Raw genomic sequence first — 21,928 nt, 5'->3', positions numbered from 1 at the left:
TTTGCCGGGCCGCAGGCGCAGCACCCCCTCGGGGGGCAGCGCATTACACGAAGTCGAAGACGCAGTGAAAAGCGTGGGGGCTCAATTACTCAGAGCGGGTTTGTGTAATGGAGGCTGCCGCCAGCAGCTGGGTCCTCACACCCACGGCAAGCTGCTTGAACAGCGGCATGGAAGCCGCGGCGACCGGGATGGCCTCGCTTTGTTTGGCGATCATCATCGGGTCCTGGTGCACGCCGTTGACGCGGAATTCAAAATGCAGGTGCGGGCCGGTGGCCCAGCCAGTGCTGCCGACCAGGCCTATGGTCTGGCCCTGGCTCACGTTCTGGCCTTTTTGCACCATGAGTTTGCTCAGGTGGGCATAGACGGTTTCGTGGCCGTTGCGGTGCCGGACGAAAACCACGTTGCCATAGCCGTTCTGCACGCCGGAGAATTCGACCACGCCGTCGCCGACGGTGCGCGCGGGCGTGCCGGTGGGAGACGCGAAATCGGTGCCCAGGTGGGCGCGCCACTTTTGCAGGATGGGGTGAAAGCGCATCGAAAAGCCGCTGCTGATGCGCGAGAACTCGACCGGCGAGCTCAGGTAGGCACGGCGCAGGCTCTGGCCGTCGAGCGTGTAATAGCCGCCCTTGTGGGCGGCGCCGTTGGCGTCCAGCCCCGGGGGCTGGAACCACATGGCCTGGTAGGGCCTGCCGGCGTTGACGAATTCGGCCGACAGCACGCGGCCGGTACGCAGCGGCTCGCCGTCGGCTTCCAGGGACTCATAGACCACGTTGAAGCGGTCGCCCTTGCGCAGCGCGCGGCGGAAATCGATGTCGCTGGAGAAAATTTCGGCGATCTGCACGGCCACGCCGTCGGGGATGCGGGCATCGTCGGTGGCGGCGAACAGCGAGGTCTGGATGCTGCCGCTGGACAGGCGCGCGGTGGCGACGTACGGCGCGGTTTCAACGCGGGAGGTAAAGCCGGTGGCGCCGCGCTCGACGACCAGGCGCTTGAACGTCGTTTCGTCGTCGGTGGGCCAGCGCATGCTGAGCTTGAGCAGTTGCTGGCTGTCGCTGGCTTCGGCCGTCACGTTCTTGCCGGCGCGGCCCGACAGCAGCAGGCGCGCATTGGCGTCGCTGCGCAGGAAGGCGGCGGCCGCGCTGTCGTCGATGTTCAGGCGCTTGAGCAGGGAGTCGGCGGTGTCGCTGCTGCGCGTGCTCTCGGTGCGGAACAGCTTGAAGCGGAAATCGGTCAGGGAATCGGTCTGGACCTGTGTGGGCAGGGACTCCACCGCTTCGAGCACCTGGCGCACCGGCAGGTCGGCGGCGTCGGGTGCCATGGGCGCCACACCGAAGGCCGTGACGCCCGTGCCCAGCAACAGGACTGCGAGGCTGGCGGCAACACGCTTGGGGTGGCGGCGAAGGCTGTGGGCGGCGGGAAGCAGTATCTGGGAAGGGGTTGGCAGTTTCAAGACAAAATTCCCAACAAAAATGCATCGGGCGCTGCGGAGCGCCGGACTGCTGTATAAAACAATGGAGAGCTTTGATGGCCAGCCCTGGATTGAAGGGGTGGGGCCTGAGCCATCCAGACGATGTGGTTCCTGATCAGCAATTTGCAGGCCAACTAAAATGGCGCGCTGGATGCAGGAGAGCCGCCAGTATATCTGTCGGACAATCCCCCGACATGTGAAAAACCCTTATGAATCAAGCGCTTGTTACAAAATACCCCATCACCGACCGTGTAAAGATGGGCCTCGCAACCACCCTGAGAGGCTGCGAAGAACTGATCCCGGAAAACGATTGGATACAAAAACTGGCCAAATCCGAGGCCACCGGGGTTCCGCTGCGCATCAAGCTGGGCCTGGATCCGACCGCGCCTGACATTCATGTCGGCCACACCGTGGTGCTGAACAAAATGCGTCAGCTCCAGGATTTGGGCCATACAGTCATTTTTCTTATAGGCGACTTCACCAGCCTGATCGGCGACCCTTCGGGCCGCAACAGCACGCGCCCGCCGCTCACGCCCGAACAGATCAAGGTCAATGCCGAGACCTACTACCGCCAGGCCAGCCTGGTTCTGGACCCGGCCAAAACCGAAATCCGCTACAACAGCGAATGGAGCGAGCCGCTGGGCGCCACCGGCATGATCCAGCTGGCCTCGCGCTACACCGTGGCCCGCATGATGGAGCGCAACGACTTCCATGACCGCTTCAAGGCCGGCACGCCCATCAGCGTGCATGAGTTTTTGTACCCGCTGATGCAGGGCTACGACTCGGTGGCGCTCAAGAGCGACCTCGAGCTCGGCGGCACCGACCAGAAGTTCAACCTCCTGATGGGCCGCCACCTGCAGCAGGAATACGGGCAGGAGCCGCAGTGCATCCTGACCATGCCCTTGCTCGAAGGCCTGGACGGCATTGAAAAAATGTCCAAGAGCAAGAACAACTACATCGGCATCAGCGAGGACGCCAACACCATGTTCGCCAAGGTGCTGTCGATCTCCGACGTGCTGATGTGGAAGTGGTACACGCTGCTGTCCTTCAAGAGCGAAGCCGACATCGCGGCCCTCAAGGCCGAGGTCGACGGCGGGCGCAACCCCAAGGACGCCAAGGTCGCGCTGGCCAAGGAAATCACCGCGCGCTTTCATTCAACCGCCTCGGCCGAGGCCGCCGAGCAGGACTTCATCAACCGCAGCAAGGGCGGTGTGCCCGACGAGATTCCCGAGGTGTCGCTGACCGGCGCACCCATGGGCATTGGGGCGCTGCTGAAAGCCGCGGGCCTGGCGCCTTCGGGCAGCGAAGCTACGCGCCTGATCGACGGCGGCGGCGTGCGCGTGGACTCCAGCGTGGTCAGCGACAAGGCGCTCAAGCTGGCGGCCGGCACCTATGTGCTGCAGGTCGGCAAGCGCAAGTTCGCGCGCGTGACGCTGGGTTGATTGAGCCCGGCGGGCGGGCGCACTGGAGGAGAGCGAAAATCGCCTGCCCGCTAATTGGGCCGCCCAGGTTTTTCCTTGATTTCATCGCTTTCGGCAATCGGGGGGACAACCGTCTCCTTGAGAGCCACGCATTCCGGAATCGGCTGTAAGCCAGCTTGACCCAGCTCAACAAAGCCTTTCTCTATAGAGGCCGCCGGGGCGGTTATAGAAACGCAGGTATTGACGCCAAATACCTCTTTCGCCGCCAGGTACAGGGTGCGCCCAGACTCTGTGTGGATCACGTATTGGCTGTGGGCGGCTGTTCCCATCAGGTCGGCCAACAGCAAACCAAAAAGCCCGCCCATGGCTTGGGTGTAGTCCTGGTTGATCACAAAGCGGGACTGCTTTGCCACGTCGTTACGTTCAGCGATCCGTCCTGTCACGGTTGCTGCGGACTCTTGAGCCCCAGCGTCAGCAGAGTAGATCCATGCTGCGACCAGCATGCCCATCACGACGGCGCCAACGCCCGTTTTTTTACGGATCTGCGTCGGGTCCATCAGCGAACCTCGATGGTGACGCGCCGGTTGCGCGGCTCGTCGACCTCATCGGCCGTCGGCACGGCAAGCTCGCGCTCACCCCGGCCCGCGGCCTCAATGCGCGCCGCCGGGAACTGGCGATCAGCCAGCATCTGGCGCACCTGCTGCGCGCGCTGGGCCGAGAGGGCGTCGTTGCTGGCGCCCGAGCCCACGGTGTCGGTATGGCCGGTGATCACCATGTCACCGCCGCTGCGGGCCAGCGCCGCGGCCAGCACCTGTTCCAGCACCAGTTGCGATTCGGCCGTGAGCACCGTGCCGCCGGCGTCGAAATACAGCGTGTAGCGCTGCGGCCGGGGCGGCGCCATGTCGAACAGCGAGCGGTGTTCGGCCAGTACCTTGGCCGGGTCGGCCTGATCCAGCCGCGGCGCACCGCCGGCGCCCGATGCCGCGGTGGCGCGCTGGTAGGGCTGGGACACGGTGGTCTCGGCGCCGGCGCCCGCCTTGGCGCGCACCACCACGGCGGACGGCGCACCGCCTTCCTGCGGCAGCAGCACAACGCGGGTGCTGGGAGCCGAACAGGCCGCCAGCAGCAAGGCGAGCGTGACGGGGATCAAAAGGCCAGGACGGCCGCTCATGGCTGCTCGTCCGCCTGCACGATGAAGTCCGTCCCGCGCACGCCGACAAAGGCGAATTGCGTCTCGATGCGCACCGCTTCCGGGTGCGACTTGCCGAGCAGGCCGGTGATCATGCGCAGCGAGCCCTTGAGCAGCGAGGCCAGCAAGTTGCCTTCATGGGTGGTGGCGTCAAAGCTGAAGGCCGTGAGCTCCATTTGCGAAGACGGCCCGAGCACCAGCGTGCTGCCGTCGCGCAGCACCACGCTGGCGGCGGAGTCGGGGCCGGTCGTGATGCGCCCGCCGGGCAGCAGCGCGTCGCCGGCCTGCGCCGCCCGCGCCGCCTCGCCCGGCGCTTGCAGTAACTGAACGCCGCCTTTGAGCGTCTTGAGGAAGCCGGCTTGCCGGATGGCGGCTTCAACAGGGGCGGCCGGGACGGCCGCAATACCTGGGGGTTCGGTGATGGGGGATGAGGTGCTTGCCGACGGGGCCTGCGCGTGCGCGCCGGCCGCAGCCAGCGCCAGCGCGGTGGCTGCGATCAGATGCGGATAGGACATTGTTGTTTTTACTCCGGCGGCCATTGTCGCATTGGCGACCGGAGCTTGCGGCGCCCGGGCGGCGCCGCCTGCCGCGCGGGCTCAGGGTGCGGGCGAGGCCAGCGGCTTGCCTTTTTCGACGACGTAAACGCCGACCAGCTTGATGGGCGCATTGGTGGTGTTGTGGGCATCGTGCACCACACCGGCCGGAATGACGAAGGACTCGCCCGCCTTGACCTGGCGCGGCGGCTGGCCGTCGATCAGCAGGGTGGCCTCGCCTTCGAGCACATAGCTGATTTCGTCGCCGGGATGGGTGTGGCGGCCGGCCTTGGCGCCGGGCGCCACGTCGACGCGAGCCACCACGGCCTCACGCCCGGGCACGGACACGTCGGCTTTGCCGACAAGCGTGCGCGTCAGGCCCGAGGCCTGCGCGAACAAGGCGCCGGCCGACATGGCCAGCACGGTGCCCAGCACCAGGGCGACGCTGCGTTTCTGGATCTTCATGGGTGTTTCCTCAGGAGTGGTTCATTGTGTTTGATCACGCGCGGCAATTGCGGCGCGCACCCATGCTAGCGGCCGCGCCGGGTGCCGGCCTTGGGAACAACCCTTGGCGCCATCACCCTCGTACACAATAGCGCCATGAACTCGACCACCTTCCAGGCCCTGACGCCGCAGCGCATGCTGCTGGCCTCGGTGGCCGTCGCGGTGCTCACCATCGCGCTGAAGACCACGGCCTGGTACATCACCGGCTCGGTGGGGCTGTTGTCGGATGCGATGGAGTCCTTCGTCAACCTGGCCAGCGCACTGTTCGGCCTGGCCATGGTCACCATCGCGCAGCGGCCCGCCGACGACGACCACCCCTACGGCCACCACAAGGCCGAGTATTTTTCCTCCGGCTTTGAAGGCGCGCTGATCATAGGCGCGGCGGCGGCCATCATCTGGGCCGCGGCCCACCGCATCCTGAACCCGCAGCCGCTCGAAAAAATGGGCTGGGGCCTGGCGCTGGCTGTGGGCAGCTCGGCCCTCAACGGCCTGCTGGCCTGGGTGATGTTCCGCGTGGCCAGGGCGCACCGCTCGATCGCGCTGGAGGCCGACGCCAAACACCTGGTGACCGACGTCTGGACCTCGGCGGGCGTGGTGGTCGGCATAGGCGCGGTGATCGCGACGGGCTGGCTCTGGCTGGACGCCGTGGTCGCGATAGGCGTGGCCATCAACATTCTGTGGGAAGGCTGCCAGCTGGTGTGGCGCTCTTCTCAAGGCCTGATGGACGAAGCCGTGGAGCCCGAGGTGATGGCCGAGATCCAGAAAGTGCTGCAAGACTTCGGCCATCCCACCATCCGCTTTGACCACCTCAGCACGCGCCGCGCCGGCCAGCGGCGTTTTGTCGATCTGCACATGCACATGCCGGCCAGCTGGTCGCTGGGACGGGCCGCGGCGGTACGCGCCAGCGTCGAGCAGGCCCTGATGAGCGCTGTGCCCGGCCTGCGCGCCACCATCCAGTTGCTGCCCAGCGACGTGGAAGCGCATTTTGACGACGAGGCCGATCTGATCTAAAGGCCGGCATCTGCCTCGATAATTTCCCAGCCCTTTTTCGCCCAGGAGCTTTCATGAAACGCATCTTGCTTCCCGCCCAAGCCCTTGCCTGCGCTCTGTTGACCTTCACAGCGCACGCAGCGGACATCGCAGTCCTCAGTGCCGGCGCCATCGAGCCGGGCCTGAAGGCCGCGGCCGCCGCGTTTGAAAAGCAGACCGGCCACGGCGTGAAGATCACCTTCAACACCGCGCCCGAACTCAGAAAACGCATGGAATCCAACCCGGCCTTTGACGTGGTGATCGCGCCGCCCGCCGTGATCGGCGAATTCGCGTCGGCCAGCAAGCTGGCCGAAACACGCGCCAACGTCGGCCGTGTCGGCATGGGCGTCGCCGTGCGCGAAGGCGCGACCGCGCCCGACATCAGCAGCGCCGAGGCGCTGAAGCGCTCGGTGCTGGCCGCCGATTCGCTGGTGTTCAACCGCGCGTCCACCGGCCTGTACCTCGAAGGCCTGCTCAAAAAGATGGACGTCTATGCGCAGGTCGAGGGCAAAACCACGCGCTATCCCGATGGCGCCGCCGTGATGGAACACGTCATCAAGGGCAAGGGCCAGGAGATCGGCTTCGGCGCGATCACTGAAATTCTGCTCTACCAGGGCAAGGGCCTGAAGTTCGTCGGCCCGGTGCCGGCCGAGGTGCAGAACTACACCTCTTACACCGCCGCGCCGCTGGCATCCGGCAAGCAGCAGGAACTGGCCCAGCAGTTCGTGAGTTTTCTCGCGGGGCCGGTGGGCAAGCCGCTGTTCGTCGCGGCCGGCGTGGGCGACTGATGAAAGCCTTGCTGCAGCGTGTGGCCGAGGCCCGCGTGGTGATTGAAGGCGAGACCGTCGGCCGGATCGGGCCCGGGCTGCTGGTGCTGGTATGCGCCGAGCGCGGCGATGGCGAAGCGCAGGCCGACAAGCTGCTGGCCAAGATACTCAAGCTGCGCATCTTTTCCGACGAGGCCGGAAAAATGAACCTGTCGGTGCAGGACGTCCAGGGCGGCCTGCTCGTCGTCAGCCAGTTCACGCTGGCGGCCGACGCCTCGGGCGGCAACCGGCCCAGCTTCACCGGCGCGGCGGCGCCCGAAGAGGGCCGCCGGCTCTACGACCATTTTGTGGCACAGGCGCTGGCACTGCACCCCGAGGTGCAAACCGGGCGGTTTGCCGCCGACATGAAGGTGCACCTGGTCAATGACGGGCCGGTGACCATTCCACTTCAGATTGACCCGGCCGCCTGACAAGGAAAGGCTGAGGTATAAACCGGCAAGTGAATCCGGCGGCAGCTAATGTCTCGCGGCCGACTCAGCTCGCACACTCTTTAGGCTGCCCATGATCCGTTTTGTCGTCGCCACGCGCTCCAGTTTTGACAACTTCTTCACTGAAACCGCGCTGGGCCGCTCGCTGGCCCTCTATTACCCGCTGGGCGGCATACAGGTGCGGGTATTTGAAAGCAATACCGCCGGCCTGCCCTCCGTCTACAACCAGGCCATCGAGGAGGCGCGGGAGCAGCCGGCATTGCTGGTTTTTTGCCATGACGACCTGCACCTTTGCGACTTTTTCTGGGCCGACCGCTTGCGGGAAGGCATCCAGAAATACAACATTGTCGGCCTAGCCGGCAATTTGCGCCGCGTGCCGCGCCAGCCAGGCTGGGCCTTTATTGATGAAAAACTCACCTGGGATGCACGCGAAAACCTGAGCGGCGTGGTGGGCCACGGCGATGGCTTCCCCTCCTCCAACCTCAGCGTCTTTGGCCCGTCGGGCCAGCCGGTCAAGCTGCTGGACGGTTTGTGGCTGGCCTGCGAGAGCCAGCTGCTGATCGACAAAGGCCTGCGCTTTGACGAGCGTTTCAATTTCCATTTTTACGACCTCGACTTTTGCCGTGAAGCCGAGAAGCTGGGGCTCAGCATGGGCACCTGGCCGATTTCCGTGGTGCACCAGAGCAGTGGCGTCTTCGGCACCCCGTCCTGGCGCGCCGGTTACGCGGCCTATATGGACAAGTGGAAGTCCTGAGAATCTGTTCGCGGCCTCAACGGGGCCGGAACCTCAGCGATAGGGGTTCTTGAAACCCAGCCCCGCGAGGATGCGGATTTCCTCCGCCTCCATGGCTTCGGCGTCTTGCTCGCCGGTCTCATGGTCCCAGCCCTGGGCGTGCAAGGTGCCGTGCACCAGCAAATGGGCGTAGTGGGCCTGCAGCGTCTTGCCGTTGTCTTTCGCCTCTTTGGCCACCACGGGCGCGCACAGCACCAGGTCGGCCGTCACGACGGGCGCCTGTGTGTAGTCAAAGGTCAGCACATTGGTGGCGTAGTCGCGCCGGCGGTAGCCGCGGTTCAGCGCCTGGCCTTCCTCGGCATCCACGATGCGCACGGTGATCTCGCCGTCATGCGCGAGCGCATGGCGTATCCAGCGGGCCACGCTGTGGCGCGGCAGGGCCGCGCGATGGCGCGCGGCATTCTTCAGCTCGCCGAACTGCAGCGACAGGCTTAATTGCTTAAGAGCCATTACGGCTCCTTGCGCTGGCGCGGCGGGCCGGCGCCGCCACCGGTTCAGCGACGCCCTCCTCCGCGAGGGCCGGCCGACCCGGTGATTTGTCATACGCATCGACGATGCGCGCCACCAGCGGGTGACGTACCACGTCGGAACTGGTCAGGCGGGTAATGGCAATGCCCTTGACGCGCCTGAGCACGCGCTCGGCATCCACCAGGCCGCTGAGCTGGGTGCGCGGCAAGTCGACCTGGCTCACATCGCCCGTCACCACCGCCTTGCTGCCGAAGCCTATCCGCGTGAGGAACATCTTCATCTGCTCGGGCGTGGTGTTTTGCGCCTCATCGAGGATGACAAAGGCGTGGTTCAGCGTGCGGCCGCGCATAAAGGCCAGCGGCGCGATCTCGATCTGCTGGCGCTCAAACGCCTTTTGCACGCGCTCAAACCCCATCAACTCGTGCAGCGCGTCGTACAGGGGGCGCAGGTAGGGGTCGACCTTCTGGCTCAGGTCGCCCGGCAAAAATCCCAGGCGCTCGCCGGCCTCGACCGCGGGGCGCGTCAGCACGATGCGCTGCACGGTGCTGCGTTCCAGCGCATCGACCGCGCAGGCCACGGCCAGGTAGGTCTTGCCGGTGCCGGCCGGGCCGATGCCGAAGGTGATGTCGTGCGTGGCGATGTTTTCCAGGTAGGTGCCCTGGTTGTTGGTGCGGGCGCGCAGGTCGGCGCGCCGGGTCGACAGCGTGATTCCGCCGTCGGGCGCGGTGCTCAGGGCCGTGTCGCCGGCCAGCATCAGCTGCACGGTTTCGGGCTCTATGGGCCGCTGGGCGATTTCGTACAGGGCCTGGAGCACCTCCAGCGCCAAAGTCGCCTTGACTTTGGTGCCGTCGATCTTGAACTGCTCAAAGCGGTGCGCGATCGTGACATCCAGCGCCGCCTCTATGGTGCGGATATGGCTGTCCATGGGTCCGCACAAGTGACCCATGCGGGTGTTGTTGGGCGGCGTGAAGGTGTGGCGAAGGATCAAGGCGGTGGATTTCCTGAAAAACTCAAAACACCGGCGCCGGGCACCGGTCAAAACCTAATTGTCCGCCCAAACGGACGCCCGCGCCTGACTGATAAGATTTGCCCATGATTGGAAGACTCTCAGGCCAGCTGGCCGAAAAAAATCCCCCGGAGATCCTGGTGGACTGCAACGGCGTCGGCTATGAGGTGCTGGTGCCCATGAGCACCTTCTACAACCTGCCCGGCCTGGGCGAAAAAGTCAGCCTGCTGACGCACTTCGTGGTGCGCGAAGACGCGCAAATCCTCTACGGCTTCGGCAGCGCCACCGAACGCGCCGCCTTCCGCCAGCTGATCAAGATCTCCGGCGTGGGCCCGCGCACCGCGCTCAGCGTGCTCAGCGGCATGAGCGTCGAGGAACTCTCGCAGGCGGTGACCCAGCAGGAAGCCGGACGCATCATCAAGGTGCCCGGCATCGGCAAAAAAACCGCCGAGCGCCTGCTGCTCGAACTCAAGGGCAAGCTGGGCGCCGATATCGGCGTGCAGGTCAGCGTGGCCAACGACGCCCAATCCGACATCCTGCAGGCCCTGGTGGCGCTGGGCTACAGCGACCGCGACGCCGCGCTGGCGCTCAAGGCCCTGCCCAAGGACATCGGCGTGAGCGACGGCATCAAGCTGGCGCTGAAGGCATTGGCGAAATAGTCCCGGTAAGCCAGCATGACCATTCAGACAGACGACTTCTCCTCCGGCGACTTTCCGCCGCCCAAGCGCGTGATGTCGGCCGCGCCGGCCTCGCCCGGCGAGGAGGCCATAGAACGCGCCTTGCGCCCCAAGCTGTTTGACGAGTACGTGGGCCAGTCCAAGGTGCGCGACCAGCTCGAAATCTTCATAGGCGCGGCCAAAAAACGCAGCGAGGCGCTGGACCATGTGCTGCTGTTCGGCCCGCCCGGCCTGGGCAAGACCACGCTGTCCCACATCATTGCGCACGAACTCGGTGTGAACCTGCGGCAGACCTCGGGCCCGGTGCTGGAAAAACCCAAGGACCTCGCGGCACTGCTGACCAACCTCGAAAAGAACGACGTCCTGTTCATCGACGAGATCCACCGCCTGAGCCCCGTGGTGGAGGAAATCCTCTATCCCGCGCTGGAGGACTACCAGATCGACATCATGATCGGCGAAGGCCCGGCGGCGCGCAGCATCAAACTCGATCTGCAGCCTTTCACCCTGGTGGGCGCCACCACGCGCGCCGGCATGCTGACCAACCCGCTGCGCGACCGCTTCGGCATCGTCGCGCGGCTGGAGTTCTACACGCCCGACGAGCTGGCCCGCATCGTGCGGCGCAGCGCCAAGCTGCTCAACGCGCCCATGGACGAGGAAGGCGGCTTTGAGATCGCCCGCCGCTCGCGCGGCACGCCGCGCATCGCCAACCGCCTGCTGCGCCGCGTGCGCGACTATGCCGACGTCAAGGGCAGCGGCCACATCTCGCTGGACATCGCCAACAAGGCGCTGGCCATGCTGGACGTGGACCCGCAGGGCTTTGACGTGATGGACAGGAAGCTGCTCGAAGCCGTGATCCACCGCTTCGACGGCGGACCGGTGGGCCTGGACAACATCGCCGCCAGCATAGGCGAGGAGCGCGACACGATTGAAGACGTGATCGAGCCCTATCTGATCCAGCAGGGCTATTTGCAGCGCACGCCGCGCGGGCGTATCGCCACGTTGGCCGCCTACCGCCACCTGGGCGTGGCGCCGCCGGCCAGCGGCAACGACATGTTTAACGCCTGAACATGGGGCGGTGGGTGGCCTTGTCCGCGGCTGCGGATCCCAAGGCGGCCTGGACGAAGGCCAGCGCCGAACAGCGCTTCTTCAATTCAACGGGGCTGGGCCTGACGGTGGCCGTGCTGCTGGCCTATGCCTTGGGTGGCGTGGTGTTCGGCTACCTGCCGGTGTTTGTGCTGGAGGGCTTCGCCGTGCTGCAGGGAATGGCCGCATGGCTTGGCGCGGCCGGGACCACCATCCTGGCAGCGGGATGGGCCGCGCACCTGGTGCAACGCCACTGGTCGAGTGCCTCGCCGACCGCCTGCACGACGTTTCGCCATATCTGCTATGTCGCCGTGGCCACCTGCGTGTGCGTCATCGTCCTGGCGGAGGTGTCGGGCGGCGCCCTCTCCGGGCTGCGGTGGGGCGGGCTGGCACCCGCGTCCGAATGGCTGCTTGCGCCTTTGCCCTGGGTATGGCGCGAACTGCTGCCGCTGGGTTCGCCCAAAGTGACGGGAAAGCTTTTTCTCACGGGCGGCGCGGCCTTTGCGCTGGCATTGCTCTTCCTCAAAGGCTTCAAGTGGCCGAGGGCATTTATGTTTTTCCTTGGGGCGACGGCCTGCATCGCGGGATTTTATTTTCTCGGCGATGCCGCGCTTGACTACGGCGCGGCACGTGGCCTGCCCGGCGCGTCGCCGGACTATGCCAAGGAACTGAAAGCCAACCCGGGCCGCTACAACGCCTGGAACTTTCTGACCTGGCTGGGAGCGCTTGCCTGCCTGGCCTATGGGGTGCTCATGGTGTCCATATCCCTTGCCATCCCGGCCCGTGACTTCGAAGCCATGGCCGCACGATCATGACTCTGCGGTTTTGTTTCAGGCTTTGTTGCCAGATCCCGGGCCGCACGCCTGCCCCTCAGCGGATGGCGGCTGCCGCCCTTCTGGGCCTGTGCTGCATGCTGGCGGGCTGCTCAGCCCCCGGCAACCCGCCCACACCGCGCACGCCCAACCCGGCCGTGCCACTGGCCGCCACCTCCAGCCTGCCGGAATTCCCCGAGCTGTTCAAGCAGATGAGCAAGCTCTACGCCGACCACCCGCAGGCGCCCAGGATGCAGGACGGCGACGGCATGGGGCAGAAGATTTCCGTCGCGCGCGTGCGCAAGCCGGGCACACTGGATGCGCTGCGGGCTTACCGCGAGCAGGGCCTGCACGGCCGCGTCGTGGTGGTTGCGCTGCTGGATGCCGAGGGCAAGCTGCTCGATGCGCGCGTGCTGTCATCCACACATGCCGAGCTCAATGAGGCGGTGCTGCAGTCGGCGCGCGAGGCCGAGTACCGCGGCGGGCGCGTCAACGGCGCGGCTGCGCCCATGTATGCCGTTTACGGCGTGAATTTCTAGCGAAAAACCGGCGGCTCAGGTCAGCGCGCCGCGCGCGTCGACCCGGAAGATACGCTGCACGGTGCCGTTGCGCAGGCCGCCCGTCACACCAATCATGAAGTCGTGCAGGTTCACGGTCGGGTCGCAGTGCCCCGGGATCAGCCACAGCATGCGGCCCAGGCCGGGCAGGCGCTTGCTGTCGCCGGCAGGCCGCAGGATGCCGTGCTCGTCGCCGCCGTTGAAAAACTCGAGTTCGCTCTCGGTGTCGAAGGCATGGACCAGCGGCAGGCCGGAGTCGATCGCGTGGCTCTTGTGGCCGGCGTCGCACACCGCGTGGCCGCCATGCGTGCTGACGACCTGGGTCTTGACGAAAAGCGCGTGCTCAAACTGCGGCTGGGCCGGGTCTCGCTCGTTCTTCGCGTAGTCGGCATCCATGAACATGAAGGAGCCGGCCTGCAGCTCGCCGTAGACGCCGCTGGCCGCTTCCAGCATCAGGCTGCCGGTGCCGGCGCCGGTCACCAGGTCCACCGTGATGCCCTGGGCTTCGACCAGCTTGCGCGTGAGCACCACGGCCTCGACGGCCTTGGCGATGGCGTCGCGCCTTTCGTGCGCGCTGCGCATGTGCTGGGCCTTGCCGTGGTAGGCCTGCAGGCCGGCAAAACGCAGGGCCGGGTGCTTGCGGATTTCCAGCACCAGCGTGACGGCGGCGGCGCCGGGCTCGACACCGCAGCGGCCCTGGCCGACGTCGATTTCGACAAACACGTCGATCACGGTGGCCACGCCGGTGGCGCTGCGCGCCTCGGTCATGGCCTGCGCCAGGCGGATCACGCCCTCGGTGCTGTCGACCGCGATGGCCAGGTGGCCGCCCTGGGCCGCAAGCTTTTGCGCGAGCGCCGCCACGCGCGCCAGCTTGGCCGGGGCGATGACCTCATTGCTGATGTAGATGTCGGTGACGCCGCCGGCCGCCATGATTTCAGCCTCCGAGGTCTTCTGCACGCAGACGCCGACCGCGCCGGCGCGTACTTGCATCTTGGCCAGCGAGGCGCTCTTGTGCAGCTTGGCATGCGGGCGCCAGCGGACGTTGTGTTTTTTTGCGAATTCGGCCATGCGCGCGAGATTGCGTTTCATCGCGTCCATGTCGATGACCAGGGCGGGGGTATCGATATCGTTGACCGGCTTGCCTATCAGTTCGGCCAGGCGGGAGGGCATGGTACTCATGAGGTGCGTCTTATCTCTTCTGATATTTGTGATTGCGCGCTCAGCGGGTCCAGCGAGCCGCCGGCAATTGCGCTGTCGTCCAGTGTGCCATCGTCCAGGTGCTGGGTGTCGGCCCAGCCGACGAGCGTAAAGCCTTCGGGTGTCCAAAGGAGGCGGTTGATGGCTGCATTGCCGAGTTCCCAGGTGCGCGGCGCCTGGATGTCCAGCCGCGTCGCGGCGCGGTACAGCACGTCCATCACGCCGCCATGGCCGACCAGTGCGATCAGCTCGCCCGGATGCGCGGCCGCCAGGCGCTCGGCGGTGGCAACCACGCGGCTGCGCAGGGCGATCAGCGATTCGCCGCCGGCGGGCGCGAATTCGGGGTCGCGCTTGCGCCAGCGCATGGACTGGTCGGGCAGCAAGGCCTCGATCTCGGCAAAGGTCTTGCCCTCGAAGTCGCCAAAGCCGCGCTCGCGCAGGCCTTCCTCGCGCGTCACGTCAATGTCCTGGACGCGGGCCAGGTACTGCGCGGTTTCCCACGCGCGGGTCAGGTCGCTCGCGTAGATGGCGCTGATGGGCTCGTCGGCCAGCGCCCGCGCCATGCGCTCGGCCTGCCTGCGGCCGGTTTCGTTGAGCGGGATGTCCAGGTGGCCCTGGATGCGGGTGTCCACATTCCATGTCGTTTCACCGTGACGAATGGCGATGATGCGCGTTGGTTCCATGCTCACCTGGGTATTTCAACGTTGATGCGGCGTGTGCCGGCGGGTGGTTGCGGGAACCCGCGCAGGGCCGAGTCCAGCATGGCGGGCAGCACGGCCAGCGTGTCGCCCCAGACGCCGTCGTGCAGGGCGCGTGTTTCAAAGCTGACCTGGTTGGTGCGCAAATCGCGCATCACGATGCTCAGCTCGCGCTTGAAATAAGGCGGCTCGGCAATCCCGCCGCCGATCGGAAACGACAGGCCGACCGAAGCCCCGCGGCTGCCGCCGCCCACAAACACACCGCTTCCGAAGCCAAAGCCGCCGTAGGGGCTGTAGCCATAAGGCCCGCGGTCGACGATCTGGGTGCTGGCCGTGATCTGCACGCTATAGCGCGCGGCGGGCGGGTTGAGCTCCATCCCCACCTTGGCCAGGGCGGTGCGCGCCAGGCCTTCCACATGGTCCTGCTGGCTGCCCGCGGCCTGCTGCGAGGGCAGGCGCTCAAAGCGATACGGCGTGGCCGGTGCGGGGGGCGGGCCGTTCCAGTTGTAGAAGGCGGTGACATCGCTGTCGACCACGCGCACGGTGGAGCAGCCCGCCATCAGCAAGGCCATGGCGGCGATGGAAAAGATCACTGCGAATGGGCGTTTCATAAGCTTCCCGGAATCAGCGGTTGAAGGAACACTCCCTCAGCGCGAAGTGATGCCCACGACGGACAGCCCCGGCAGCGCCGGCTCGCGGAACTCCTCGGGGTCAAAGGCCTTGTCGCCGTCGGCATCGGCCACGCCGGTGGCCTTGATGGCCTTGAAGTCGTGGCGCTTGTTGTCCATCAGGTGCGAGGGCACGATGTTCTGCAGCGAGGCGAACATGTTCTCGAGCCGGCCGGGGAATTTTTTCTCCCATTCGCGCAGCATGTTGCCGACCTGCTTGCGCTGCAGGTTTTCCTGGCTGCCGCACAGCGTGCACGGGATGATGGGGAATTCGCGCACCTGGGCCCAGCGCGTGAGGTCTTTTTCGGTGACGTAGGCCATGGGGCGTATCACCACGTTCTTGCCGTCGTCGCTGACCAGCTTGGGCGGCATGCCCTTGAGCTTGGCCGCGAAGAACATATTCAGGAAAAAGGTCTGCAGCATGTCGTCGCGGTGGTGGCCCAGCGCGACCTTGGTGCAGCCGAGCTCGCCGGCGACGCGGTACAGGATGCCGCGGCGCAGCCGCGAGCACAGCGAGCACAGCGTCTTGCCCTCGGGGATGACGCGCTTGACGATGCTGTAGGTGTCCTGGTTTTCGATGTGGAAGGGCACACCCAGCTTGCTCAAATATTCGGGCAGAACATGCTCGGGAAAACCGGGCTGCTTCTGGTCGAGGTTCACTGCCACCAGCTCGAAGTTGATGGGCGCGCGCTTTTGCAGCTTGAGCAGGATGTCGAGCATGGCATAGCTGTCCTTGCCGCCCGAGACGCAGACCATGACCTTGTCGCCCTCTTCAATCATGTTGAAGTCGACGATCGCGCGGCCGACCTCGCGGCACAGGCGTTTTTCAAGCTTGTGGTCCTCGCGCTCTATCTTCATGCTGTTCTGCACGCGCGCCGAGCTTTCCTGCTGCTCGTATTCCGCCACGGCTTCTTCCCAGACTGCGCTCATGTCGTTCGCTTCCATATCGTTCACCACTGTCCCGTCTCGATGCGAATGGCCACTTCGCAGTCGTCAAAAATTTCAAGCTTGGCGATCTTCACGCGCACGCCGAGCACGCCGGGCAGCTGCATCAGCCGGTGCGCCAGCTTGCCGATCAGGCTCTCCAGCAGGTTCATGTGCTCGGCCGTGCACTCGCTGATGATGATCTGGCGCACCTTGCGGTAGTCCAGCACATGGTGGATGTCGTCGTCATGCGGCAGCAGCGGCTGCGTGCCCAGGTTCAACTCGGCATCGACCTGGATGGGCTGCGGTGCGGTTTTTTCATGGTCCAGAATGCCCAGGTTGGCGTCAAAACGCAAGCCGCTGAGGTTCAGGGTCTGGGTTCCGCGGGTGTTGTACATGGCGCCAGTCTGTGATGTGTGGGTGGGGCAAGCGGCGGCTGCGGCTTACATCAGCGAAAAATCGCGCTCGAACTTCATCAGGTGCTGGCCGCCGTCCACCAGCAGCGTGGTGCCGGTGATGGAGCGGTTTTCCAGCGCGAATTTAACCGCGGCCGCGACGTCGGCGGGGGTGGAAGAGCGGCCCAGCGGCGACAGCTTGTGCCTGGCCTGGAACTGCTCGTCGCTCAGCAGATGGCTGGTCAGCGTGAGGCCCGGCGCCACGCCGACCACGCGCACCAGGGGCGCGAGCGCCAGCGCCAGCATGGTGCCGGCCGCTTCGAGTGCGGCTTTGGAGAGGGTATAGCTGAAAAAATCCGGGTTCTGGTTCCACAGCTTCTGGTCCAGCAGGTTGACCACGGCGCCTTGGGCACCCTCTCCGCCGCGCGCCGCGATGTGGGCGTGCAGCGCCTGCGCCAGCAACACGGCGGCGCCGGTGTTGCTGTGCAGGTGCTTGTCCAGGGCCGCAAAGCCGAAGCTGGCGGCGCTGTCCTCTTCAAAGGTCGAGGCGTTGTTGACCACCGCATCGACCCGGCCCATACGCGCGGCCACGGCCGGCAGCAGGGCGCGCACAGCGGCCTCGTCGCCCAGGTCGGCCTGGAAAGCCGCCGAGTCGCCCGACAGCCTGGCGCAGTCGGCAACGGTTGCCATGGCTTCGGTTTCGGAGGCGCGGTAATGCACCGCCACCTGCCAGCCGCTGGCCGCCAGCGCCAGCGCGATCTCGCGCCCCAGCCGCCGCGAGGCGCCGGTCACGAGGACCACGGGTGGGGAGGACGGAGCTGGGTTCATGGGTGGGCGTCGGGACTCAAAAGGAAGCAAAAAAAGGGGGTTGGAGCGCGGGGTGAAGAGGCTGTGGGGATCGCCGACAATGGCGGCTGGTGCCCCATGACCCCGACGACCGATACCCCTATTTTACCGACCGGCCTCGCCGCCCACATTGCCAAGGCCATTGAGGCCGCCGGCGGCTGGCTGGGTTTTGACGAATTCATGGCCCTGGCCCTCTACACCCCGGGCCTGGGCTACTACGCCAACGATTCGCGCAAATTTGGCCTGATGCCGGGCAGCGGCAGCGATTTTGTCACCGCGCCCGAGCTCTCGCCGCGTTTCGGCCAGGCCCTGGCGCGCCAGGCGGCCCAGGCCCTGGAGGCCACCGGCACGGCCGAGGTCTGGGAGTTCGGCGCGGGCACGGGCGCGCTGGCGCAGCAGGTGCTGCAGGCACTGGGGCCCAAACTGGGGCGCTACACCATCGTGGACCTCTCGGGCAGCCTGCAGGCGCGCCAGCGCGAACGGCTGGCCGCCTATGGCGACAAGGTGCAATGGGCGGCGGAATTGCCGCCCAGGATGCGCGGTGTGGTGCTGGGCAACGAAGTGCTGGACGCCATGCCGGTCAAGCTGCTGGCGCGGCTGCAGGGCAGCTGGCATGAACGCGGCGTGGTGGTGCACAAGGGCGGCTTTGCCTATGCCGACCGGCGCACCGCGCTGCGGCCGCCCGTCGAGGTGGAGGGCACGCATGACTACCTCACCGAAATCCACCCCCAGGCCGAGGGTTTTGTCGCCACCCTGGCCGACCGGCTGGAGGCCGGTGCGGTTTTCCTGCTCGACTACGGCTTTCCCGAGCACGAGTACTACCACCCGCAGCGCAGCATGGGCACCGTGATGTGCCACCGCGGCCACCTGGCGGACGCCGATGCGCTGGCCGATGTGGGCGGCAAGGACATCACCGCCCACGTCAACTTCACCGGCATCGCCCTGGCCGGCCAGGAGGCCGGACTGGAAGTACTGGGTTACACCAGCCAGGGGCGCTTTTTGCTGAACTGCGGCCTGGTTGATGGCATGGAGGGCGCGCCGCTGGAGCAGCGCGCCATGGTGCAAAAACTGGTCGCCGAGCACGAGATGGGCGAGCTGTTCAAGGTGATCGCCTTCGGGGCCAAAGGCCATCCGGTCTGGGAGCCTATCGGCTTTGCCGCCGGCGACCGCATGCATACGCTCTAAACTGCCTTCATGATCCGCTGGTTTATCGTCATCTTTCTGGCCCTGATGCTGATCAGCTGGTTCAGCCCGCTGCTGCAGAAGCTGGGTTTCGGCAAGCTGCCCGGCGACCTGCGTTTTCGCCTGTTCGGGCGTGAATGGTTCATTCCGCTCACCACCACCATCCTGCTGAGCTTTATCGCCAGCCTGGTTGCCAAAATTCTTTGAGGAAGCACTGCCCACCATGAAAGCCTGCGTCGACCTGGGAGGCACCAAGATCGCGGTCAGCCTGATAGAAGCCGCGCAGGACATCAGCCTGGCCCAGGCCTCGCTGGCCCTGCAGTCCCGTCGCGTGGAGCCCACCGAAAAAGCCGGCCCGCCCGACACCGTCGCGCGCCAGGTGCTGCGCATGCTGGACCAGGCTTGCGAGGCCGCCGGCGTCCGCGAGCAGGACATCACGGCCGTCGGCGTGTCGTCCTGCGGTCCCTTTGTCGCCGTGGACGGCATGCTGGAGATTTCCAATCCCAACATCTGCGGCGGCATGGCTGGCCCGGCGCGCGGCCTGCCCAACGACTGGGTCAGCGTGCCGCTGGAAGCGCCGCTGCGCGGCCGCTTCGCCGAAAGACTCCGCCTCGAAAACGACGGCATTGGTGCCCTGCAGGCCGAGCGCCGCTGGGGCGCGCTGCAAGGCTACAGCCACTGCGCCTACGTGACCTGGAGCACCGGCATAGGCTTCGGCCTCTGCGTGGACGGCCGCATCCTGCGCGGCAAGCACGGCAACGCCGGCCACGCGGGCCACACCTTTGTCAGCGACCACAGCGACGCGCTGTGCGGCTGCGGCAACAGGGGCGACCTGGAAGGCGTGGTGGCCGGCAACGCGATCGCAAGGCGCTTCGCCGGCGCGGGCTACCCCGGCGCCTCCGCGCTGTTCGCCGCCGCGCAAGCCGGCGACACGGCCGCGCAGGCCATCGTCGACGAGCTGTGCCGCGTGCTGGGCCGCGGCCTCTACAACATGGTCGCCACCCTGGACCTGGAACGCATCAGCCTGGGCGGCGGCGTATTCTGGAACCACCGCGAGTACTTGCTGCCTCGCCTGAGCGCGCAGATCCATGGCAAGCTGCCCGCGCTGACGGATGCGTTTGAGTTGGTGGAGGCTGGTTTGGGGGAGAGGGTTGGGGATTTTGGGGCGCTGGCCTTGGTGAGCTGAGTTGGCCGGGTCCTGCTCCGGCGGGCGCGCTCTTCTGTTCTCTAATTTCCCCGGTTCTCTTGCTGAGGGCGGCTGGCCGGGAGTGGCCCGGCCAAAACTACCCTTGTCCCGAAGCCTCGGAAGCTTCAGCCTTCTTCACCACCCTCACCTGCGGCGAGAGCTGCCAGAAGATTCCCGCCGATGCCAGGGTGATCAGCCCCATCGCGGCAAAGGTCGCCTGAAAGGCGTGCAGGGTTTGCTGCGCTTCGCCGGCGCCGAAAAAGCCCGTGAAGGCGGCCAGTACCGCGCCGGCGGCGGCCACGCCCATGCTCATGGCCAACATTTGCACCATGGACAGCAGGCTGTTGCCGCTGCTGGCCATGCCGCTGTCGAGGTCGCGCAGGGTGACCGTGTTCATCGCGGTGAACTGCATGGAATTGACAGCGCCGAAGCAGGCCAGCTGCAGGATGTGCAGCCACAGCGGCTGGGCCGGCGTGACGAGCGCGAAACTTGCCATGGTGAAGCCCACCAGCGCGGTGTTGGTCACCAACACCCGACGGTAGCCGTAGCGTGTGATCAGCGGCGTGGTGACGCGCTTGACCAGCATGCTGGCCACGGCGACGGGCACCATCATCATGCCGGCCTGCAGCGGCGAATAGTCCAGGCTGACCTGCAACAGCAGCGGCACCAGAAAAGGCATGCATGAGCTGCCCAGGCGCGAGAACAGATTGCCCAGCAGGCCTATGCTGAGCGTGGGGACGGAAAACAGCTTGGGCGAAAACAGCGGATCGGGCCGCCTGGCCGCGTGCAACCAGTAGGCTGTGAGACTGGCCAGGCCGAACACCAGCAGCACCAGCACGCCGGCCTGCTTCAGGCCCAGGCCCGACAGCCCATCGACCGCGAGCGAGACGGCCACCATGCCGAAGGCCAGGAACAGGTAGCCCGGCAGGTCAAAGCGCGGCACATGCGGCCGCGGGTTGTCCTGCATGTAGAACACCGTCGCCACCGCGCCCAGCAGACCCACCGGGATATTGATCAGGAACACCCAGTGCCAGGTGGCTACCTCGACCAGCCAGCCGCCCAGGGTAGGGCCGATCAGCGGGCCGACCAGGCCTGGAATCGCGATAAAACTCATGGCCTGCAAAAAACGCTCGCGCGGAAAGGCGCGCAGCACGGCCAGCCGGCCCACCGGCAGCAGCAGCGCGCCGCCCATGCCCTGCACCACGCGCGCGACCACCAGCTGCATCAGGTTGCCAGACAGCGCGCAGGCGATGGAGCCGAGGACAAACAAGGAAATCGCCCCCACGTATACGCGGCGCGTGCCGAAACGGTCGGCGATCCAGCCGGATGCGGGAATCAGCATGGCCATGGTGAGGGAATAGGCCACCACCACCGACTGCATGCGCAAGGGGCTTTCGCCGAAGCTGCGAGCCATCGCCGGCAACGTGGTGTTGACGATGGTGGCGTCCAGGGTCTGCATGAAGAAGCCTATGGCCACCAGCCAGAGCAGCACGCGCAATGATTTTTCTTCTGCCTGCATGGATGAGAGATGGGAAATGGCGGACTTGGTTCACCGCATGGAACAAGGCAAGGAAATCGCCGGGCAGCAAAAAGCCGCCTCGAGGGCGGCTTTTAAAGCGGGAGCGTGGGAAGCGCCTCAGGCCGAGAAACTGGAGCCGCAGCCGCAGGTGCTGGTGGCGTTGGGGTTCTTGATGACGAACTGGGCGCCTTCAAGGTCGTCCTTGTAGTCGATCTCGGCGCCCACCAGGTACTGGTAGCTCATGGCGTCGATCAGCAGGGACACACCGTTCTTGGTCATGGTGGTGTCGTCTTCGTTGGTGATTTCATCGAAGGTGAAACCATACTGGAAGCCGGAGCAGCCGCCGCCCTGCACGAACACACGCAGCTTCAGGTCGGGATTGCCTTCCTCGGCGATCAGCTCGGCCACCTTGGACGCGGCGCTGTCGGTGAAGACAAAGGGCGCGGGCATGTCGGTCTGGATATTTTCGGCTACGGCACTCATGGGGACTCCAATTGATCATCAGGGCGAACAGCGTT

27 protein-coding genes are annotated in these 21,928 nt (G+C 65.9%); 12 read left to right on the top strand and 15 right to left on the bottom strand.

What is annotated here, in order from left to right:
• Nucleotides 1-85: 85 nt before the first annotated feature.
• Nucleotides 86-1,450, bottom strand: coding sequence for a M23 family metallopeptidase (locus PMI15_RS10035; protein ID WP_007867648.1), 1,365 nt, complete (start codon nucleotides 1,448-1,450; stop codon nucleotides 86-88).
• A 227-nt stretch (nucleotides 1,451-1,677) separates the two neighbouring features.
• On the opposite strand from PMI15_RS10035, the gene tyrS reads away from it, so the two are divergent.
• Nucleotides 1,678-2,910, top strand: a complete 1,233-nt coding sequence (gene tyrS, locus PMI15_RS10030) for a tyrosine--tRNA ligase (RefSeq protein ID WP_007867646.1) — start codon at nucleotides 1,678-1,680, stop codon at nucleotides 2,908-2,910.
• A 50-nt stretch (nucleotides 2,911-2,960) separates the two neighbouring features.
• On the opposite strand, the gene PMI15_RS10025 is transcribed toward tyrS, so the two are convergent.
• From PMI15_RS10025 to PMI15_RS10010, 4 genes are all read right to left on the bottom strand, one after another.
• Nucleotides 2,961-3,446: a hypothetical protein gene (locus PMI15_RS10025; protein ID WP_007867642.1), complete on the bottom strand. Its 486-nt coding sequence runs from the start codon at nucleotides 3,444-3,446 to the stop codon at nucleotides 2,961-2,963.
• A complete protein-coding gene (locus PMI15_RS10020) occupies nucleotides 3,446-4,060 on the bottom strand; it encodes an OmpA family protein (RefSeq protein WP_007867639.1) in 615 nt (204 codons plus the stop codon). The genes PMI15_RS10025 and PMI15_RS10020 overlap by 1 nt, the downstream gene beginning before the upstream one ends.
• Entirely contained in the window at nucleotides 4,057-4,593 is a 537-nt protein-coding gene (locus tag PMI15_RS10015; protein ID WP_007867637.1) for a FecR domain-containing protein, read from the bottom strand. The genes PMI15_RS10020 and PMI15_RS10015 overlap by 4 nt, the downstream gene beginning before the upstream one ends.
• Nucleotides 4,594-4,674: 81 nt before the next feature.
• Nucleotides 4,675-5,025: a cupin domain-containing protein gene (locus PMI15_RS10010; protein WP_238541100.1), complete on the bottom strand. Its 351-nt coding sequence runs from the start codon at nucleotides 5,023-5,025 to the stop codon at nucleotides 4,675-4,677.
• Nucleotides 5,026-5,211: 186 nt separating this feature from the next.
• Between PMI15_RS10010 and PMI15_RS10005 the strand changes: the two genes are divergently transcribed.
• The 4 genes from PMI15_RS10005 (at nucleotide 5,212) to PMI15_RS09990 (ending at nucleotide 8,153) form a co-directional block, all read left to right on the top strand.
• Nucleotides 5,212-6,126: a cation diffusion facilitator family transporter gene (locus PMI15_RS10005; protein WP_007867632.1), complete on the top strand. Its 915-nt coding sequence runs from the start codon at nucleotides 5,212-5,214 to the stop codon at nucleotides 6,124-6,126.
• A gap of 53 nt (nucleotides 6,127-6,179) precedes the next feature.
• Nucleotides 6,180-6,932 carry a substrate-binding domain-containing protein gene (locus PMI15_RS10000; protein ID WP_007867629.1) on the top strand — a complete coding sequence of 251 codons (753 nt, stop codon included), beginning with the start codon at nucleotides 6,180-6,182 and terminating at the stop codon, nucleotides 6,930-6,932.
• A complete protein-coding gene (gene dtd, locus PMI15_RS09995; protein WP_007867626.1) occupies nucleotides 6,932-7,381 on the top strand; it encodes a D-aminoacyl-tRNA deacylase in 450 nt (149 codons plus the stop codon). The genes PMI15_RS10000 and dtd overlap by 1 nt, the downstream gene beginning before the upstream one ends.
• Before the next feature lie 91 nt (nucleotides 7,382-7,472).
• Entirely contained in the window at nucleotides 7,473-8,153 is a 681-nt protein-coding gene (locus PMI15_RS09990; protein ID WP_007867624.1) for a glycosyltransferase, read from the top strand.
• 33 nt (nucleotides 8,154-8,186) lie between these two features.
• On the opposite strand, the gene ybeY is transcribed toward PMI15_RS09990, so the two are convergent.
• Complete coding sequence (ybeY, locus tag PMI15_RS09985) at nucleotides 8,187-8,642, bottom strand: rRNA maturation RNase YbeY (protein WP_007867622.1); 456 nt, start codon at nucleotides 8,640-8,642, stop codon at nucleotides 8,187-8,189.
• Nucleotides 8,632-9,648 (bottom strand): PhoH family protein, encoded by a 1,017-nt coding sequence (locus PMI15_RS09980; RefSeq protein WP_007867619.1) that lies wholly within the window; start codon nucleotides 9,646-9,648, stop codon nucleotides 8,632-8,634. The genes ybeY and PMI15_RS09980 overlap by 11 nt, the downstream gene beginning before the upstream one ends.
• 104 nt (nucleotides 9,649-9,752) lie before the next feature.
• Here PMI15_RS09980 and ruvA point away from each other — a divergent pair, with 104 nt between their 5' ends.
• The 4 genes from ruvA to PMI15_RS09960 all read left to right on the top strand — a co-directional run bounded on the left by ruvA (nucleotide 9,753) and on the right by PMI15_RS09960 (nucleotide 12,777).
• Complete coding sequence (ruvA, locus tag PMI15_RS09975) at nucleotides 9,753-10,325, top strand: Holliday junction branch migration protein RuvA (RefSeq protein ID WP_007867616.1); 573 nt, start codon at nucleotides 9,753-9,755, stop codon at nucleotides 10,323-10,325.
• A 15-nt stretch (nucleotides 10,326-10,340) separates the two neighbouring features.
• Nucleotides 10,341-11,408 carry a Holliday junction branch migration DNA helicase RuvB gene (gene ruvB / locus PMI15_RS09970; RefSeq protein WP_007867612.1) on the top strand — a complete coding sequence of 356 codons (1,068 nt, stop codon included), beginning with the start codon at nucleotides 10,341-10,343 and terminating at the stop codon, nucleotides 11,406-11,408.
• A gap of 2 nt (nucleotides 11,409-11,410) precedes the next feature.
• A complete protein-coding gene (locus PMI15_RS09965) occupies nucleotides 11,411-12,241 on the top strand; it encodes a hypothetical protein (protein ID WP_007867609.1) in 831 nt (276 codons plus the stop codon).
• A gap of 62 nt (nucleotides 12,242-12,303) precedes the next feature.
• Complete coding sequence (locus PMI15_RS09960; RefSeq protein WP_036838315.1) at nucleotides 12,304-12,777, top strand: energy transducer TonB; 474 nt, start codon at nucleotides 12,304-12,306, stop codon at nucleotides 12,775-12,777.
• Nucleotides 12,778-12,792: 15 nt separating this feature from the next.
• Here the strand turns inward: PMI15_RS09960 and PMI15_RS09955 are convergent, their stop codons facing one another.
• The 6 genes from PMI15_RS09955 to PMI15_RS09930 are packed head-to-tail and all read right to left on the bottom strand — an operon-like array spanning nucleotide 12,793 to nucleotide 17,505.
• Nucleotides 12,793-13,974, bottom strand: coding sequence for a DSD1 family PLP-dependent enzyme (locus PMI15_RS09955; protein WP_007867603.1), 1,182 nt, complete (start codon nucleotides 13,972-13,974; stop codon nucleotides 12,793-12,795).
• On the bottom strand, nucleotides 13,971-14,675 hold the full coding sequence (locus PMI15_RS09950; protein WP_007867600.1) for a histidine phosphatase family protein: 705 nt from the start codon (nucleotides 14,673-14,675) through the stop codon (nucleotides 13,971-13,973). Before PMI15_RS09950 ends, PMI15_RS09955 begins: the two co-directional genes overlap by 4 nt.
• A 2-nt stretch (nucleotides 14,676-14,677) precedes the next feature.
• Nucleotides 14,678-15,301 (bottom strand): DUF4136 domain-containing protein, encoded by a 624-nt coding sequence (locus PMI15_RS09945; RefSeq protein ID WP_007867598.1) that lies wholly within the window; start codon nucleotides 15,299-15,301, stop codon nucleotides 14,678-14,680.
• Between the two features lie 36 nt (nucleotides 15,302-15,337).
• Nucleotides 15,338-16,288, bottom strand: a complete 951-nt coding sequence (gene ttcA, locus PMI15_RS09940; RefSeq protein WP_036838311.1) for a tRNA 2-thiocytidine(32) synthetase TtcA — start codon at nucleotides 16,286-16,288, stop codon at nucleotides 15,338-15,340.
• 20 nt (nucleotides 16,289-16,308) lie between these two features.
• Nucleotides 16,309-16,680 carry a dihydroneopterin aldolase gene (locus PMI15_RS09935; RefSeq protein WP_007867594.1) on the bottom strand — a complete coding sequence of 124 codons (372 nt, stop codon included), beginning with the start codon at nucleotides 16,678-16,680 and terminating at the stop codon, nucleotides 16,309-16,311.
• 45 nt (nucleotides 16,681-16,725) lie between these two features.
• Complete coding sequence (locus PMI15_RS09930) at nucleotides 16,726-17,505, bottom strand: SDR family oxidoreductase (protein WP_007867591.1); 780 nt, start codon at nucleotides 17,503-17,505, stop codon at nucleotides 16,726-16,728.
• Between the two features lie 96 nt (nucleotides 17,506-17,601).
• On the opposite strand from PMI15_RS09930, the gene PMI15_RS09925 reads away from it, so the two are divergent.
• The 3 genes from PMI15_RS09925 to PMI15_RS09915 are packed head-to-tail and all read left to right on the top strand — an operon-like array spanning nucleotide 17,602 to nucleotide 19,891.
• Nucleotides 17,602-18,708, top strand: coding sequence for a class I SAM-dependent methyltransferase (locus PMI15_RS09925; protein ID WP_007867588.1), 1,107 nt, complete (start codon nucleotides 17,602-17,604; stop codon nucleotides 18,706-18,708).
• 9 nt (nucleotides 18,709-18,717) lie between these two features.
• Nucleotides 18,718-18,912 carry a DUF2905 domain-containing protein gene (locus PMI15_RS09920; RefSeq protein ID WP_007867585.1) on the top strand — a complete coding sequence of 65 codons (195 nt, stop codon included), beginning with the start codon at nucleotides 18,718-18,720 and terminating at the stop codon, nucleotides 18,910-18,912.
• Between the two features lie 16 nt (nucleotides 18,913-18,928).
• A complete protein-coding gene (locus PMI15_RS09915; RefSeq protein WP_007867582.1) occupies nucleotides 18,929-19,891 on the top strand; it encodes an ROK family protein in 963 nt (320 codons plus the stop codon).
• A 97-nt stretch (nucleotides 19,892-19,988) separates the two neighbouring features.
• On the opposite strand, the gene mdtD is transcribed toward PMI15_RS09915, so the two are convergent.
• Both mdtD and erpA read right to left on the bottom strand, forming a co-directional pair.
• On the bottom strand, nucleotides 19,989-21,410 hold the full coding sequence (gene mdtD, locus PMI15_RS09910; protein ID WP_007867579.1) for a multidrug transporter subunit MdtD: 1,422 nt from the start codon (nucleotides 21,408-21,410) through the stop codon (nucleotides 19,989-19,991).
• A 117-nt stretch (nucleotides 21,411-21,527) separates the two neighbouring features.
• Nucleotides 21,528-21,893, bottom strand: a complete 366-nt coding sequence (gene erpA / locus PMI15_RS09905; protein WP_007867577.1) for an iron-sulfur cluster insertion protein ErpA — start codon at nucleotides 21,891-21,893, stop codon at nucleotides 21,528-21,530.
• Between the last annotated feature and the right edge of the window lie 35 nt (nucleotides 21,894-21,928).

Origin of the sequence: Polaromonas sp. CF318, from assembly GCF_000282655.1 — a bacterium.
Classification (GTDB): Bacteria; Pseudomonadota; Gammaproteobacteria; order Burkholderiales; family Burkholderiaceae_C; genus Polaromonas.
Note: the sequence above shows the minus strand (reverse complement) of the source record. Positions and strands in the feature narration are given on the sequence as shown.